This is a genomic window from Enterococcus sp. AZ194, from assembly GCF_051713825.1.
Lineage (GTDB): Bacteria > Bacillota > Bacilli > Lactobacillales > Enterococcaceae > Enterococcus_K.
Map to the genome: position 1 here is coordinate 667,813 of NZ_JBIOQR010000001.1, position 17,316 is coordinate 685,128.

Below are 17,316 nucleotides of genomic sequence, written 5' to 3' on the forward strand. Positions count from 1 at the left end.
AGGGAGGGATTCAGATGAAATGGAGTATACCAGAAAAAGTCATTGAGCGAGGTCGGACGTATTTGAATGAAGGACGCGTGCTATCAGTGACGCCTGATTTTGAGAATAAAGTCTGGCATGCAGAAGTGTTAGGAACGGAATTATATCTGGTTGGCTTAGATGGAACGGCCAAGGAAAATGATTTATGTCAATGCCCGTATTGGCAAGAGCATCACTATTGTAAGCATACGATCGCAGTCGAGCTTTATTTGCGCAAACAAATGATCTCTCGAGTGATGAAAGAACGTCAAACGATGCCTGAAACCAAACAGGTATCCACGTCGACCATGTTTACAAAAGGGTTTGCTCGTTTGCAAGAACCGAAAAAAAGAACAGATATGAGTCCTCTATTTGCCGAGTTTGAGGTTGTCTCTATAGAAACAAATCAATACCATCCGGAGTTTTCGGTGTTAGGAATTTCACTGAGAATTGGTTATGCGACAGGGAAAAAGCGTAGTTATGTGGTGAAAAATATTTATGACTTTTTACAGGCTGTGGAAGAAGAAGCAGATTATACGGTGAATAAACAATATGCTTTTTCTTTAGTGAAACGGGCATTTTCCTCTGAACAGTGGGCGTTATTAAAAGAACTTTCGGCACTGGCCCAAACGCAACAGCTGTTAGGAGTGACCGGTCTTTCGGTGAAAGGAAAGATGGATAAACGCTACTTATTATTACCCGTTCAGCGGGGGAAAGAATTACTTGAACGCTTGGCTGAAACGGATGAATTAAGGTTGATTATCGGCGAGGATAGCTACAAACAAATTCAATTCACAACAGAAGATTTACCATTAGAGTTACTAGTTGAAAAAACACAAGATGAGTTTGAGCTGCAAGTGACTCAGACCTTTGATCATTTTTTTAGCTATTATCATTGGGGTCTTATTGCGGGTAAATTTTATGTTTTAACCCCTGAACAACAGGCCATTTATACGACTCTAGAGCAATTATTAAAACGCATGAAGGAACCGAATATTTCTTATCAGCGTAATGAGTTGTCTCAATTGTTTAGAGAAGTGTTACCTGTTCTAAAGAAAATCGGACGTGTTGAGGTGCAAGAGGATGTAACAGAGGAAGTTAGTGATACCCCTGTTCAGCCAGTGATGTACTTTAGGAAAGTCAAAGGGAAAATTCAAGTGCGCGTGGATTTTGTTTATGGCGATGTTGTGTACTCAACGGATAAGAAGCACCAAATTTTACCAGAAGGACGCAAAGAGGTCTTGCGAGAAACGGTTCAAGAAGAACAGGTTCTTTCGTTATTACCTTTATATAGTTATAAAAAGAATGCGACAGGTTTTGAAAAAATTCTCCCTGTTGGCGAGCGCTTATATGCCTTTTTCACCACAGAATTGACTGTATTTCGTCATCATGCGGAAGTGAAACTAGGGAAAAAACTTAGAGAGCTTTACCTAGATGCCCAACATTTTCAACCGCAAATTGAGGTAAATGAGGACGGCTCTTGGTTAGACGTTCGTTTTGATGTGACGGGAATTGAGGAACAAGAAATTGATGCGGTGTTACAGAGTTTACTGAATAATGAGCGGTTTTATACGCTGGAAAATGGGCAAGTGTTGTCATTTGATTCAGAGGACTTTCAGCAAACGAGTGCAATGCTGGCTCAGTTGAGAGAGTCGATTCACTCAGAAAATGGCCGTATCCAGGTTCCAAGAAACCAAGGACTTGTGCTTCAAGAAAAACTAAAAGGATCACGGACGTACTTTAGTGCGGCTTTTGATGAGATGGTAAAAGACTTAATTCATCCAGAGCAGTTTGATGCGACCGTACCAAAAACAATTCAAGCAACGCTAAGAGAATATCAGATTACAGGATTTAGATGGTTGAAAATGCTGAGTCATTATCAATTTGGTGGTATATTAGCCGATGAGATGGGACTTGGGAAGACACTCCAAATGATTACTTACCTTTTATCTGAAAAAGAAGAAAAAAAAGCGATCTCAGCATTGATTGTTGCACCAGCCAGTTTGATTTATAACTGGCAAGCAGAAATTAAAAAATTTGCGCCGACGCTGACTTCAGTGGTAGTAGGGGGGAATCGAAACGAGCGGGAGGCCTTACTTAAGGTTCCCGTTGACATTCGGATTACATCTTATGCCAGCTTGCGTCAGGATGAGGACTTATATCAAAAAGAACCCGTCGACTATCTTGTATTAGATGAAGCACAAATGGTGAAAAACAGTGCCACCAAAACAGCACAGGCGCTACGAAAGCTGAAGGCACCTCAACGATTTGCTTTGAGTGGAACACCGATTGAGAACAATTTGGAAGAGCTTTGGTCATTGTTTCAAACGATTATGCCAGGTTTTTTCCCGAATAAGAGTAAATTCCGTGAGTTGACGGTGACAGAAATTTCACAGATGATTCAGCCGTTTATTTTACGAAGAGATAAGGCCACGGTTCTGAAAGATTTACCTGAAAAAATTGAATCAAATCTATACAGTGTCTTGACCGAGGAACAAAAGAAAGTTTATCTGGCATACTTGCGTCAAATGAGAGAGCAAGTTGGTCAAATGGATGCGGCGACCTTTAAGAAAAACCGGATCAGTATCTTGGCTGGACTGACTCGTTTACGCCAAATTTGTTGTGATCCACGCTTGTTTATAGATGATTATGTTGGTGGTTCAGGAAAATTAGAACAGGTCAAAGAAATGGTGTTGGCCGCAAAAGAAAACAATCGTCGCGTGTTATTATTCTCGCAATTTACTAGTATGCTTTCAATTATTGAAGAAGAATTGGCTGAATTAGATTTGACGACGTTTTATTTGCGAGGAAGTACGAAACCGCAAGATCGGATTTCGATGGTAGATGCCTTTAATGCTGGAGAAAAAGATGTCTTCTTGATTTCTCTTAAGGCTGGGGGCACGGGGCTGAATTTGACTGGCGCTGATACGGTTATTCTCTATGACTTATGGTGGAATCCGGCAGTGGAACAACAAGCAGCCGGCAGAGCCCATCGAATTGGTCAAAAAAATGTTGTTGAAGTTTGGCGAATGATTGCTGAAGGAACCATTGAAGAGAGAATGGATTCTCTCCAACAAGAAAAGCGTGAACTTTTCCAAAAAGTCATTCAAGGAAATGATGAGCAGCTAAGCAAGTTGACGGAAGAGGATATTCGCTTAATCCTGAGTATAGGAGATAGCGAACCCGCGTAAGAGTAGCTTCTTTTGTGTAAACAGCTGAAGCAACTTGCGATAAGCGAGAGATAACAAGAATTATTAGAGAGGTTGGGACCGAAACTTATAAAGTTTCGACCTAACCTCTTTTGATCTGCCGATAAACGAGGTTGGGACAGGAGTGTTTAACTCCGAGAACCGGGTAGGTACTGTGCAACATCAACTCATACTTCGTTGTGTTTTACAGCACCGAGTAGGTACTGTGCAACATCAACTCATACTTCGTTGTGTTTTACAGCACCGAGTAGGTACTGTGCAACATCAACTCATACTTCGTTGTGTTTTACAGCAATAAGAACCTTCAACTCTAGCATGTTTCATGCGTAGAAGTTGTTGAGAGCGGAACGCAGTCCATCAGTTCTAAAGGTGTTTCACCTTTAGAAATTGATGAGATCGGAGTGTAGATGGAATTCACGGAAATGACAAGAAACACGAAAGACTTTCTTTCGATGTTGATTGATTCCTACATGGTGTTCTTCAAACTTTTGTGACCTGGTAGGTACTGTTCTACATCTATTTACTTTGTAAATAGTGTTTCACAGCACCGGTTAGGTACTGTTCTACATCTATTTACTTTGTAAATAGTGTTTCACAGCAATTTCAGCTTATTTTTCGAACCTTCAACTCTAGCATGTCTCATGCGTAGAAGTTGTTGAGAGCGGAACAACGTCCTTCAATTCTTAAGGTGTTTCACCTTTAGAGATTGATGAGATCGAAGTATGGTTTTACGGAGTGAAGACCTTCAACTCTAGCATGTCCCATGCGTAGAAATTGATGGGGCGGAGTGAAGATGGAGTTGCTTCTGTACCCACCGTTTATTCGGATAAAGAGAGGCTAGGACATAACTTATGAAGTTATGTCCCAGCCTCCGGGCGCGAGACAGGTTATTCAGTTAAATAATTCAAATCATTTTGGTCATATTTGTTAGGACCAGGTAAACTCTTTTTGTATTTCCAACAAATAATCGCATCTGATAGTGGGCGAGTCTTGTTTTGGGCAAAAAAATCACGGATATAGGTATTGTATTCAAACTGTTTGTCGATAGTCGTTGGTTTTTTATCTGCCATGATCTGAAAATAAGCTTCAATCGATTCTTAATAGGTCTTTCCAGCATTTGTTTTCAGCCATTTTTGAAAGCGTACGTTAAAGGTAAACCCTGTGCCAATCTGTTCTTTATAAAAGGCCCGATGCTGTTCAGAGCAGACAAAGTTTTGTTCAACCAAACTTTCTAGCGTCAAGGTTTGACGGAGGTGATGGGTAGTTGGCCGGGTCTTTTTTGCCCATAGCTTTTCGCCTGTGTTTAGATAATGACTGATTCGCTGAGTCAGCTCTTCTTTACTTCCAGTAGCCTGTAATTGTTCTTTGCGACAAAAGGAGACGAGCTCTTCTTTTAGATAATAAAATTCTTTAAATGTTGTGTCTGCCAGTGTTCGCGAGAGGTTCGGTCGATTCAATGCCTCCTCCTCCTTTTCTAGAATAAAAGTATAACAGTAAGTAATGATCTTGTCTAAAGAGGATAATAGGAGGCTGAGATAGTCCAATCTCTGTGTATTAAGTGGAACAAATCGACCTCTACTTATAACTGAAAGAAACAGCTGTAGGTAGAGGTCGGTTATTGCATAATTGTTATTAAAAAATAGTTTGGATTGTTTCGAGTAACTGATCAAATGAGGTCAATTCCATATCAAAGATCGCTTGTTCACCTGAAGGAAGTGCCCGTTCTCTATGATTGAACCAAAGAGAATGCCAATCACTTTTTTTGGAACCTACGACATCATTTTCAAAGCTATCACCAACATATAGCGTGTTTTCAGCAGTAAAACCAAATGTTTTTTCAGCTAGTTTGAATATCTCGATTTCCGGTTTTTGAAACCCCGTTGCTTGAGAAATAATGACACGGTCACTAGAAACCCAGTCTTCAAGACGGAGCTGTTTGACTTTTTTGTATTGATGATCTGTTGGGCCGTTTGTGATAATTCCCATGGGTACATTTTTTTCTTTAAGGTAGTCAAGTGTACGTTTAACCTCTTCGTGCATGCAAATATTATCCAGTTCATCTTCGTAAACTTTTTGAAAAAGAAGTCCGTCCTCTTCAGTTATCTGAGGATAGTCCAGATCAATTAAAGACTGACTAATTCGTTGTGCACGCATGTATTCGAGGGTCCATTCACGCGCCATGACTTTGGGGAAATTCTCATCACTATGATAACGAAAGCGAATATATAGTTGATTCATATCTTCCTCAGTCACTAAAGGCACCACTCGGTTTACCGCATTTTTAAATGGCTGTTGCTGGTCATAAATTGTATCATCTACATCAAAGACAATTGCTTCTATCAAAAACATTCCACGCCCTTCAAAATTTTCATTTGTTTCCAAAGTAAAATCCTCATTCATTGTAGACGAAAAAGTTCAGAAAAAAAAGAGGGGAAACGCTGATATATAAAGGTTTATAATACCTATTTTCGATAAACGTTGATAGGTCAATCAAAGTCAAATTTCAGTTATTTTCACTAAAAAAGAAATAAATTGTCACATTTTCAGAAAAAGAATAAAAATCAGTCGTTGAAGAGAATTCTCTGAAAATCATTATGGTATACTAGAATTTGCGAGAATAGTTTAATTAAAGGCCATTTTAAGTAAAATGGATGATTTGGAGGGTAAAAGGTGTTAAAACGTTTTTTTAGTTATTACAGACCATACAAAGGGCTGTTTATATTGGATTTTTCATGTGCGGTACTAGCGGGGCTTTTAGAGCTAGCTTTTCCAGTGGTCGTGAATCAAGTGATTGACAAGATTATGCCAAAAGGAGATTTTCGGCTGATTGCTTGGGCTTGTATTGGGTTATTGCTTTTTTATATTATCAATACGGCCTTGCAGTATATTGTCGTTCTTTTTGGTCACAAATTGGGTGTTAATATTGAAACGGATATGCGAAGAGAGTTATTTCAACATTTGCAGACACAATCGTTTGAGTATTATGATAATCAGAAAACGGGTAAACTGATTAGTCGCTTAACGACGGACTTATTCGAAATTTCCGAAGTGGCCCATCACGGACCGGAAGATGTGTTTATTACGGTGATGACACTCCTAGGATCGTTTTTATTAATGTTAAATATCCATGTTCAACTAGCGATTGCGACATTCATTTTGTTACCATTTATCACGGTGGCTTTGGTCTTCTTTAACAAAAAGATGACAAAGGTCAATACCAAAATTTATGATAATCTAGGTGAGTTTAATGCTGGGGTTGAAGCGTCCGTTAGTGGGATTCGGGTTACGCAATCCTTTTCCAACGAAGCTTTCGAAAATCGTCGTTTTGAAGGGTTAAATCAAGCGTATCGTCAATCAAAAATTTTGTTTTATAAAGTTATGGCGCTTAGTTCTTCTTACAACTATTTTCTCATTCGTTTAATTAATTTATTTGCGCTAATTTTTGGTGCGTATTTCACGATTAAAGGCGAAATTACAGATGGCCAATTTGTCGGCTTTATCTTGTTAGCCAATGTCTTTGTTCGTCCAATTGAGAAAGTCAATAATATGATTGAAAGTTATCCAAAAGGCATCGCTGGGTTCAAACGTTTGACAGAGGAGCTAGATAAACAACCTTTAATTGAGGATAAACCGGGAGCTATTGATGTAAAAAACTTACAGGGGAATATTGCTTATTCGGATGTATCCTTTTCCTATAGTGATCGAACCAAAGTTTTAGACCACATTAATTTAGTGATTCAACCGGGGGAAACAGTCGCTTTTGTTGGCCAAAGTGGCTCAGGGAAAACGACACTTTGTAATTTGTTACCGCGCTTTTATGAGGTCTCTGAAGGGTCGATTACGATTGATGGCATGAATATTCAAGAGATGAGCCTTGCCTCCCTTCGAAGCCAAATTGGGATTGTTCAGCAAGATGTTTTCTTATTTCCAGGGACGATTCGCGAAAATATTGCGTATGGGAAATTGGATGCCACGGATGAGGAGATTAACCAAGCTGTTAAACTAGCTCATCTAGAGAAGGTGATTGATCAAATGTCTGAGGGCTTAGAGACGCTTATTGGTGAACGAGGTGTGAAGCTTTCTGGCGGACAAAAACAGCGGGTAGCGATTGCCCGAATGTTCCTAAAAAATCCTCCGATTCTTATATTGGATGAAGCAACCTCTGCGTTGGATACAGAAACGGAACAAGTGATTCAAGAATCCTTGAATTCGTTGGCTGACGGGCGGACAACCTTAATTATTGCGCATCGATTGGCGACAATTAAGCATGCGAGTCGAATTATTGTTGTGAGTGAAGAGGGGATATTAGAAGAAGGGACACATGAGCAATTAATGGCTACGGGCGGACATTATCGAGCACTTTATGAAGCGCAATTTAGAAAATAAGCTGTAGTGTAAGAAGTCGGAAAAGGAGTGGCTTCTGGGGTCACCATTTATTCGGATGTTAAGAGGCTGGGACATGACTTACCCAACCTCTTTTTTTGTGAATCAGAGCGTAGATTAGAGTTATTTTTAGGTAAGAATTTGTTGAGTAAATATGTCTGATAGTTTGAAAATCGTAATAAATTCATTAGTTTTTTTCTCTGAAAAGATTTGTTTTTAGACAGAAATTGAGTGATAACTGCTTCTTAATTAAGTAAACTAAGTCAGTCAATGAAGGGTAAATAAACGAGGGACAGATTGTTTAAATAACATAAAAAAAATTTTATTTTTTGCGTAATATTTGAGTAGCCCACTTTTAGTTAAAAAAGGTCGGGTTTTTATAGAAGGTTCTAACGGTCTGTAAAGACAGAAATAAATTTCTAGCTAGCTCATTAAATAAATGAAGGAATAAAAAACATGGATAATGGAAATAGCTGGCAAATACAGGTACAGAATTTCGGTTAAAATAGTACAGTTTTTTTTGCTGTTTCACGTATTTTTTTGATTTTTCTAATTTATTTGAAAATTCTCATTTTCACAATGTAACCTTCAAAGAAAGATTGATTTTATAGTGATAACATTTTAAAGAACGTTCATTTTTTTTGTATTTATTACAGAATTGGGTAGCAATTTATAAAACAATTCGTTATAATAAGCACAGATAGAAGAATGAGCTCTGCTTCTGTTCCAAAACTGTGACACTGTTCACAAAAGGAGTGATGCACGTTGTTAACACTTTTTACTTCCCCAAGTTGTACCTCTTGTCGTAAAGCTCGTGCGTGGTTACAAGAACATGAGATTCCTTTCGTTGAGAGAAATATTTTTTCTGAACCTTTAAATATTTCTGAGCTGAAGGATATTTTACAAATGACTGAAGATGGTACCGAGGAAATCATTTCGACTCGTTCGAAGGTTTTCCAAAAGTTGAACATGGATTTGGATGAATTGTCCCTACAAGATTTATTAACACTTGTACAAGAAAATCCAGGGTTGTTACGTCGTCCAATCATGATTGATGAAAAACGTCTACAAGTTGGTTTTAATGAGGATGAAATTCGTCGTTTCTTACCACGTGATGTTCGCCAATTGGAATTACGTCAAGCGCAACTGATGGCAGGATTATAAAATATAGCGTCAAACATATACGTAGTATCGATTTGTATAGCAAGGACTGTGGTGATTTTGCCACAGTCTATTTTTGTCAGTCCCACTTTTGCAAGACCATTTAGTGGGATGATAGGCGTGAGGCGATAGTACAAAATGGTACATTTTGTCACCTTATAACTAGCCTTAGCTGTCAGTCCCACTTTTGCAAGACCATTTAGTGGGATGATAGGCGTGAGGCGATAAAGAGCATGGGACATAACTCAAAAAGTTATGCCCATGCTCCTATTTCCCGAATAAACGGTGGGCACAGAAGCAACGCAATCTTCACTACGTAAAAAACATACTTCAATCTCTAAAGGTGAAACACCTTAAGAATTGAAGGACATTGTTCCGCTCTCAACAACTTCTACGCATGAGACATGCTAGAGTTGAAGGTTCTTATTGCTGTAAAACACAACGAAGCATGAGTTGATGTTGCACAGTACCTACTCGGTGCTGTAAAACACAACGAAGCATGAGTTGATGTTGCACAGTACCTACCCGGTTCTCGGAGTTAAACACTTCTGTCCCAACCTCAACCTCTGAAAAAGCCTTAATTATAAACTGAAAGTCAATCTGAAAACCAGAATAATTAGTCCTAGGAAATTCTTTCCGGCTTTTTAATTGACTGGTTTGAATGTGTTGATTAATTGTTGGGTGGTAGACCGATGATTTTCAAAAAGTGTGAGTTTAGTGGGGCAAAGTACATGACAGTTTGGCTTTGATTTGTGGATTTTGTGCAATCCTCTTTCTTTTTCCTAAATATTTGTCTAGGATAGAAGTTTTTTCTTTACTTTTAAAGTCTTTCAGCTACAATGTACGTATATCCTATTACTAGGGAGAAGTGAGGTGTAGCTAATATGGAAATGGAACATATTAATGAAAATACTATTCGAGTATTGATTGGCAATGAAGATTTAGCTGCTAGGGGAATCACTTTTTTAGATTTATTAGGTAACCATAAAGAAATCGAGAATTTCTTTTATAGTATTTTAGAAGAAGTTGATGTAGAAGATGAATTTCAGGGCAGCGAAGCGGTAACGTTTCAAGTGCTTCCAAAAGGTGATGGGCTAGAGCTGTTTATTAGTAAGAGCTTATCAGCTGAGGAATTATCTCAACTAGATGACATGCAAGATTCTGATGTAAACGAAATTAGCGATTTTATCCGTTCACAGATTTCTGAGATTGAAGCGGATGCTGAGGTTTATGATGAGTCGGGATTGAGATCCGAATTTGATAGTTCATTTCAAAGTGTCATATTTGCGCTAGATGATTTTGAGCAAATGATTTCGTTAGCAAATGAGACATTCTTAGAATCTGGATGGTCCAATCTTTATCGGTTAAATGAATCGTATTATTTACAAGTGAATTTCCTAATGGATGATCTATCCAAAAATGATGTCGAGGACCAAGTTGCCCAATTGTTGGAGTTCGCCAAACTATCGCCAGTGACCGCAGAAGTTTTAGCAGAACATGGCGAATTAGTGATGGAACGAAATGCATTAGAGTTAACACGGTTTTACTTTAAATAAGTTCCTGACGAATAATTTGATAAGCAGAGTTTGGTACATAACTGTTACGTTATGACCCAGGCTCCGCTTTTTTGCGTTAGTTTGCCATGAAAACGGAGTCCCTGGTTCTTTTATTTAAATGAGTGCAGGTTACAAAAAAATGACCTTATTTGCGTAGTTTACTTTGAGGTGATGAGAATGTTGATGGCTCTTTGGAAAAATCAAATGGTTTACGCTGGGGATGTGGTCTCAGGAAAGAGTCGAGTGAATCGGGAAGAGCTGATTTGTCCAACTTGTCGCCAACCCGTGATGATTAAGTCCGGTCAGTTAAAGTCTGCTCATTTTGCGCATCAACAACAGGTAAAGTGTACAACTGTTCATGATGGAGAAACATTAGAACATAATCAATTGAAAAAGCTTTTGTTCGAGTGGTCCAATAAAAAATTTGAAGTCGAGTGTTATTTACCTGAATTGAAGCAACGACCGGATCTTTTATGGCGACGTTTAGCGATAGAAATTCAATGTTCTGATTTGAAACAAGCGCGCATGATTGAACGAACCAATAACTATTTAAGACACCATTATCAAGTTTGGTGGTTGTTAGGCGAAAAGCTGTGTCCAAAGACAAAACTGACCAATCTCCAGCGAAGTTTTTGTACGTATCATGAAGGACTGGGCTGTTGTTTATGGGGGCTGGATGTAAAGAAGCAGGCAATTACTTTATATTATCAGGTAATCGAGTTTCCTAACGGGCGACTCTCCTTTCAAAAAAAGAGCTGGTTGTTTGGTCAACAGTCTCTTACAGAAATTTATGGACTGACTTGTCGATTTCCAATAAAACAAACCACACGCGCTGAGACAACGTATTTTTGGGGCAACTATCTGCGACGTATCCAACAGGAATTAATGAGAAGTCAAAAGGGTGTGGTTGATGTGCAAAAAGTACTCTATCGAAAAAAACGGAATCTGCAGACCTTACCTCAATGGATGTATCGTCCAAGTGGATATTATTTGTTTTTTAGAACGCATTTATTAATGAAACGTCTATCTTTTGAAGAGATTTTGAATGGTCGAAGCTGCTTAACAAAAGAGGAAGCCAATGAGCTGTTTTCTAGCTGGTATAAAATAAATAAAAGTTACTGGCATTTTCCGTTGATACCACAAAAGAAAATACTTAAATTTGTTTTTTTGGAATGTGTTCAGTTAAAGCAAATTAAAATCATCAAAAATCAGGAAAAATAATCGGTGAATTGACACTAAAATAGTCAATATTTTCTCACTTATGCTAAAATAGATGTAGATTAAATGAAGGAGTGTATGAAATGAGCGAAACAAAACAATTACCTGAACGTTCCTCGTTGGCAACAGAGGTTACGTGGGATCTAACCAAAATTTTTGCCACAGATGATGTGTTTGAAGAAAAATTCAAGGAGCTTTCAGAAGAATTAGAAAAAGCAGATACATTCAAGGGAACTCTGAATAATGGAGCAGACAATTTTTTAGCTGCTATTGAGTATTTATTAGATGTTTATCGAAAAGTAGAAACGATTTACGTTTATTCACACTTGAAAAATGACCAAGATACAGCTAATTCAACTTATCAAGCGATTTATGCACGAGCAAGTAGTTTAATTGCCAAAACAAGTGCTGCTGTTTCCTGGTTTGAACCAGAAGTACTGACTTTATCAGATGAGCAAATTTGGGCTTATTTTGATGCAGAGCCTAAGCTTGAGGTTTACCGTCATTTTGTGAAACAGATGGTGGATAATCGTGCGCATGTTCTTTCTGCTGAAGAAGAAGCGTTGTTAGCTGGAGCAAGCGAGATTTTTGAAGCATCAAGTGATACATTTTCTGTCTTAAACAATGCCGATTTGACCTTCCCTGTTGTCCAAAATGAAGAAGGAGAATCTGTTCAACTTTCTCATGGATTATATGGTCAATTATTAGAAAGTACAGATCGTTCAGTGCGTGAAGCGGCGTTTAAAGGGCTTTATAGTGTTTATGAGCAGTTTAAGAATACCTTCTCTTCAACATTGAGTGCCCATGTAAAAGGTCATAACTTTAAAGCAAAAACGCGCAAGTATAGCTCTGCAAGAGAAGCATCACTCAGCAATAATCATATCCCTGAAAGTGTTTATGATACCTTAGTAGAGGTTGTGAATCGTCACTTGCCATTGCTTCACAGATACGTGGCATTGAGAAAACGCCTTTTAGCGGTAGATGAATTGCATATGTACGATTTATATACACCTGTTTTAGGAGAAGCACCTATCAAATTCACCTATGATCAAGCGCGCGACAAAGCGATTGAAGCATTGCAGCCGTTGGGTCCTGAATATATGGCGATTGTTGAAGAAGCCTTTTCAAATCGTTGGATCGATGTGGTCGAAAATAAAGGGAAACGTAGCGGGGCTTATTCATCAGGGGCCTATGAAACATTACCTTATATTTTGATGAACTGGCATGATACGTTAGATCAGCTATATACATTAGTTCATGAGATGGGACATAGTGTTCATAGTTATTTCACTCGTAGCAATCAACCATATGTCTATGGCGATTATTCTATTTTCTTAGCAGAAATTGCTTCAACGACAAACGAAAACATTTTAACAGAACACTTACTAGAAACAGAAAAAGACCCTCGTGTTCGAGCATATGTGTTAAACCACTACTTGGATGGCGTAAAAGGGACAATTTTCCGTCAAACGCAATTTGCTGAATTCGAGCACTTTATTCACACAGAGGACGCGAAGGGTACACCTTTGACAAGTGAGTACTTGAATGATAGCTATGGTAAATTAAACGCTAAATATTATGGTCCTTCTGTTGAAAAAGACGATGAGATTGCGCTAGAGTGGTCACGTATTCCTCATTTTTACTATAACTATTATGTATTCCAGTATGCGACAGGCTTTTCTGCAGCGTCTGCTTTGGCAGATAAAATTGTTGCAAACGAACCGAATGCGTTGGAAAATTATCTTACGTATCTAAAATCAGGAAATAGTGATTATCCAATCGAAGTGATGAAAAAAGCAGGTGTTGATATGACACAAGCCGATTATATTGAAGATGCGATGAAGGTCTTTGAAGCACGTTTGAACGAGCTTGAGTCTCTGATTGGCGAATTAGAAAAATAATTTAAAAACCTCTTAGATCTATGTTCTTTGTTAAGTGTTAGTAATCTAGCACTTAACGAAGGACTGTTTCTAAGAGTTTTTTTGAGTTGTGAAAACAGTTTGGTCATTCTGTATATAATTTTTTTTGTTAGGATACTTAAAGAGATATGGAAAGTAAGGGAAATAACAAGACGAGGTTGGGACAGGAGTGTTTAACTCCGAGAACCGGGTAGGTACTGTGCAACATCAACTCATGCTTCGTTGTGTTTTACAGCACCGAGTAGGTACTGTGCAACATCAACTCATACTTCGTTGTGTTTTACAGCAATAAGAACCTTCAACTCTAGCATGTCTCATGCGTAGAAGTTGTTGAGAGCGGAACAATGTCCTTCAATTCTTAAGGTGTTTCACCTTTAGAAATTGATGGGCGGAGTGTAGATGGAATTCACGGAAATGACAAGAAACACGAAAGCTTTTCTTTCGATGTTGATTGATTCCTACATGGTGTTCTTCAAACTTTTGTGACCTGGTAGGTACTGTTCTACATCTATTTACTTTGTAAATAGTGTTTCACAGCACCGGTTAGGTACTGTTCTACATCTATTTACTTTGTAAATAGTGTTTCACAGCAATTTCAGCTTATTTTTCGAACCTTCAACTCTAGCATGTCTCATGCGTAGAAGTTGTTGAGAGCGGAACAACGTCCTTCAATTCTTAAGGTGTTTCACCTTTAGAGATTGATGAGATCGGAGGCTTTTTGCGGAGTGAAGATGGCGTTGCTTCTGTACCCACCGTTTATTCGGATAAAGAGAGGCTAGGACATAACGTATAGAGTTATGTCCCAGCCTCGTCTTGTTTAACGCAGAATTATACTAAACGGAGCATGTGTCCGTTTGAGCCGATGCGTCGTTTATCTTTATCAAAGTAATCTTTTTCTAGCATGTCGTAAATATTTTCAGGAGAATGGCAAATCTCAAAGATATCACTCATGGCAGCTTTCCCTTCCACAAGTACGCCAAAATCACGATTGTATGAAAAGTTGTACACGACAGCAGAAGGATGTTGCGTAATATCCATTTCTCTAGCAATTTGTTGATCAGAATAAAAAGCTTCTTTAACAAATTCTGATTGTCGGTCTTCTAAGAACATTTCTAGATCGCCACCAGTTTCAACGACTAACTGTTCCACCAACTTAGGTGAATACTCTTCTCCATGACAGCCCACTGCCTCTTGCAAACGCAAAAGAAAATGGCGTCCCTTTTTCTTCCCTTGAAGCTGTGCCGCTTTATAGTCTAATGAAGCAGAAAAAATAGTCTCGAATAATCGGTTTCTTTCGTGTATATCATTTGGTGACTTGCCTTCGCGTTTCATTAAATCCCCAATGGTTCGTAAATTCACTAAGGGGATAAAACGAAATTGAATTTTCTTTGACCCGTTTTCTACTAAATCTAAAATTTGCTTTTCTGTATGATAGCAAATGCTCCCCAACGGATTAATAAATAAATAAATTTCTATCAAATGAATCTCCCCCAAAACAGACTCTGTGTGACAAATGCGACAGTATCACTCATATACCTTACCAAAATAAATGGAAAAAAAGAAGCCAAAAGACTTGGTATCTCTTACAAGGTAGAATTTTTTTCTTCCATCATGCGTTGGATTTTATTCTTTGCAGGTTGATAAGTGACAGACAATTGGGAAAGTAAACGATTGAACATGACTTTCCCTTCCGTGTAGTTCGTAACCTCGAGTTCTAGTTCAAAATCGTGTGCGTGGCCGTACCAATTCTCATCTAGTGCTAGTAAACCTTCAGGAACTTTAAATTCTGCACGCTTTGTTGTGAGTTTGCCGATAGAACGTAATGTTTGACTATCGATTGAATAACGCTGTAAACAAGCATGAACCGCGCCAAAATTAGGTAATCTATCGTTTGAAAGGTAGTCTTGTGCTTGACTGAGCGTCAATTCATCGGTTGTTTCGAGTAACGCGTCGTTGGTGGTAGGTGTCTTTAGAGTTAGCTGTGCATGAGTAGGTAACAATCGGATACGTAAGCCCATCCGATTATTCTTTAGTGCATGAGCTTCATTATCAAAATAGACATTTGTTTGCGTGTGAAAGTCTTGATCTCGTAAGTGAAACGCCTGACGAATCATTCGATAGTCGGTTTCAGTTAACAATGTTTTAAATTCAATTTCTAAATTTTCGCTCATGGAGACCCCTTTCTTTTATTACATTTATTGTTACATAATTATAATTATTGCGCCAATTAAATGGCTTGTTTTTGATTGTCTTTTTTTGGAGATGAATTCTGTAAAAATTGGTAATTCTTGAACGGATTCAGTGAGTGTTTCGTAAAGTTTATGTTAAAATGTAACATATATGCATCATATAAGATAAGTCGAGGGATTATTATGGAACGAGATTGGGAGTCATTTTTAGCACCGTACGAGCAAACAGTTTCAGAATTAAAAGTGAAATTGCGTGGGATTCGCAAGCAGTTTCGAGAACAAAATCGGCATGTACCAATAGAATTTGTAACAGGACGAGTGAAACCAGTAGAAAGTATTGTGACAAAATCGCAATTACGTCACATTCCAATGCCACGTTTAGAAGAAGAAATGTCGGATATCGCTGGATTACGAATTATGTGTCAGTTTGTGGATGATATTCATCAAGTAGTGCAGATTATTCGAAACCGAAAAGACATGAAGGTGATCCAAGAGCGAGATTATATCACAAACAAAAAGGCGAGCGGATATCGTTCGTATCATTTAGTTATTGAATATCCTGTGCAGTTAGTTAGTGGTGAAAAAAAAATTCTTGCTGAAATTCAAATTAGAACGTTAGCGATGAACTTTTGGGCAACGATTGAGCATTCGTTAAATTACAAATATCAAGGGGCTTTTCCAGAAGAGATGAGCGAACGTTTGCAACGGGCGGCAGAAGCTGCGTATCAGCTTGATGAGGAAATGTCGACAATTAGAGAAGAAATTCAAGAGGCGCAGAGACTGTTTTCTCATGGTCGAGGGAAATCAGAAGATGTATACTATCATAAATCGATAGACCAAGAGGAGTGACAGCATGGTAAGTATGAGAGTGGCGATTGTTCAAAATCATGAAGAAAAATCACAAATTGTCGCACAGAAACTGCGAGAAATGTTGCATAAGGCCAATATCAAAATTGATGATCAGAAGCCAGAACTTGTGATTTCTATAGGCGGTGATGGGACGCTACTTTCGGCCTTTCACCGATATAATCATCGTCTGAATGAGGCGAGTTTTTTAGGGGTGCATACGGGGCATCTCGGGTTTTATACAGATTGGCGTGATTTTGAGTTAGAGGAATTGGTCATCAGTTTAAGTAGTAATCGTGGCGAGAGTGTCAGTTATCCATTATTAGATGTGCGAATTACTTTTTTAGATGGCAAGCCAGATAAGCATTTTCTTGCTTTAAATGAGTCTACAATCAAGAGAGGCAATCGAACAATGGTTGCAGATATTGTGATTAAAGATGAACTGTTTGAACGGTTTCGTGGGGATGGCCTTTCTATCTCTACACCAACCGGTTCAACTGCCTATAATAAAAGTGTGGGTGGCGCAGTTATCCATCCAAGTATCAATGCGTTTCAATTGGCTGAAATTGCCTCGTTGAATAACCGCGTATTTCGAACATTGGGTTCTCCTATTGTGATTGCTCATACAGAGTGGTTAGAGGTCAAGCTACAAGATAGTAGCGACTACCTAGTGACCGTTGACCAACTAGATATCCAACAAGATAATATTGCTTCTATCTATTACCGTATAGCCGATGAGCGAATTCATTTTGCTTCTTATCGTCATATGCATTTTTGGGGTCGAGTGAAGGATGCATTTATTAGTGAGGGGTAAATA

At 38.4% G+C, this 17,316-nt stretch carries 13 protein-coding genes; 8 read left to right on the forward strand and 5 right to left on the reverse strand.

The features are described from left to right. Positions 1-14 precede the first annotated feature (14 nt). The gene (locus tag IGI37_RS03245) at positions 15-3,209 is read left to right on the forward strand and encodes a DEAD/DEAH box helicase (RefSeq protein ID WP_438759973.1); all 3,195 of its coding nucleotides are present in this window, start codon (positions 15-17) and stop codon (positions 3,207-3,209) included. Between the two features lie 905 nt (positions 3,210-4,114). On the opposite strand, the gene IGI37_RS03250 is transcribed toward IGI37_RS03245, so the two are convergent. The 3 genes from IGI37_RS03250 to IGI37_RS03260 all read right to left on the reverse strand — a co-directional run bounded on the left by IGI37_RS03250 (position 4,115) and on the right by IGI37_RS03260 (position 5,570). Further along, the gene (locus tag IGI37_RS03250) at positions 4,115-4,297 is read right to left on the reverse strand and encodes a hypothetical protein (RefSeq protein WP_438759974.1); all 183 of its coding nucleotides are present in this window, start codon (positions 4,295-4,297) and stop codon (positions 4,115-4,117) included. Positions 4,298-4,324: 27 nt separating this feature from the next. Beyond that, a complete protein-coding gene (locus IGI37_RS03255) occupies positions 4,325-4,684 on the reverse strand; it encodes a DUF6434 domain-containing protein (protein ID WP_438759975.1) in 360 nt (119 codons plus the stop codon). Between the two features lie 175 nt (positions 4,685-4,859). Then, positions 4,860-5,570 (reverse strand): HAD family hydrolase, encoded by a 711-nt coding sequence (locus IGI37_RS03260; protein WP_438763571.1) that lies wholly within the window; start codon positions 5,568-5,570, stop codon positions 4,860-4,862. A gap of 327 nt (positions 5,571-5,897) precedes the next feature. On the opposite strand from IGI37_RS03260, the gene IGI37_RS03265 reads away from it, so the two are divergent. The 5 genes from IGI37_RS03265 (at position 5,898) to pepF (ending at position 13,446) form a co-directional block, all read left to right on the forward strand. Continuing rightward, a complete protein-coding gene (locus tag IGI37_RS03265) occupies positions 5,898-7,613 on the forward strand; it encodes an ABC transporter ATP-binding protein (protein WP_438759977.1) in 1,716 nt (571 codons plus the stop codon). Between the two features lie 762 nt (positions 7,614-8,375). Further along, positions 8,376-8,774 carry a transcriptional regulator SpxA gene (gene spxA, locus IGI37_RS03270; RefSeq protein WP_438759979.1) on the forward strand — a complete coding sequence of 133 codons (399 nt, stop codon included), beginning with the start codon at positions 8,376-8,378 and terminating at the stop codon, positions 8,772-8,774. An 881-nt stretch (positions 8,775-9,655) separates the two neighbouring features. Further along, positions 9,656-10,327, forward strand: coding sequence for an adaptor protein MecA (locus IGI37_RS03275; protein ID WP_438759980.1), 672 nt, complete (start codon positions 9,656-9,658; stop codon positions 10,325-10,327). Positions 10,328-10,510: 183 nt separating this feature from the next. Continuing rightward, on the forward strand, positions 10,511-11,548 hold the full coding sequence (locus IGI37_RS03280; protein ID WP_438759981.1) for a competence protein CoiA: 1,038 nt from the start codon (positions 10,511-10,513) through the stop codon (positions 11,546-11,548). 80 nt (positions 11,549-11,628) lie between these two features. After that, positions 11,629-13,446, forward strand: a complete 1,818-nt coding sequence (gene pepF, locus IGI37_RS03285; RefSeq protein WP_438759982.1) for an oligoendopeptidase F — start codon at positions 11,629-11,631, stop codon at positions 13,444-13,446. Between the two features lie 846 nt (positions 13,447-14,292). Here the strand turns inward: pepF and IGI37_RS03290 are convergent. Beyond that, positions 14,293-14,943, reverse strand: a complete 651-nt coding sequence (locus IGI37_RS03290; RefSeq protein ID WP_438759983.1) for a ClpXP adapter SpxH family protein — start codon at positions 14,941-14,943, stop codon at positions 14,293-14,295. Positions 14,944-15,047: 104 nt separating this feature from the next. Then, positions 15,048-15,635, reverse strand: coding sequence for a CYTH domain-containing protein (locus IGI37_RS03295; protein WP_438759984.1), 588 nt, complete (start codon positions 15,633-15,635; stop codon positions 15,048-15,050). 201 nt (positions 15,636-15,836) lie between these two features. On the opposite strand from IGI37_RS03295, the gene IGI37_RS03300 reads away from it, so the two are divergent. Beyond that, positions 15,837-16,502: a GTP pyrophosphokinase gene (locus tag IGI37_RS03300; protein ID WP_438759985.1), complete on the forward strand. Its 666-nt coding sequence runs from the start codon at positions 15,837-15,839 to the stop codon at positions 16,500-16,502. Between the two features lie 13 nt (positions 16,503-16,515). After that, positions 16,516-17,313, forward strand: coding sequence for an NAD kinase (locus IGI37_RS03305; protein ID WP_438763572.1), 798 nt, complete (start codon positions 16,516-16,518; stop codon positions 17,311-17,313). The last annotated feature ends 3 nt before the right edge of the window (positions 17,314-17,316 follow it).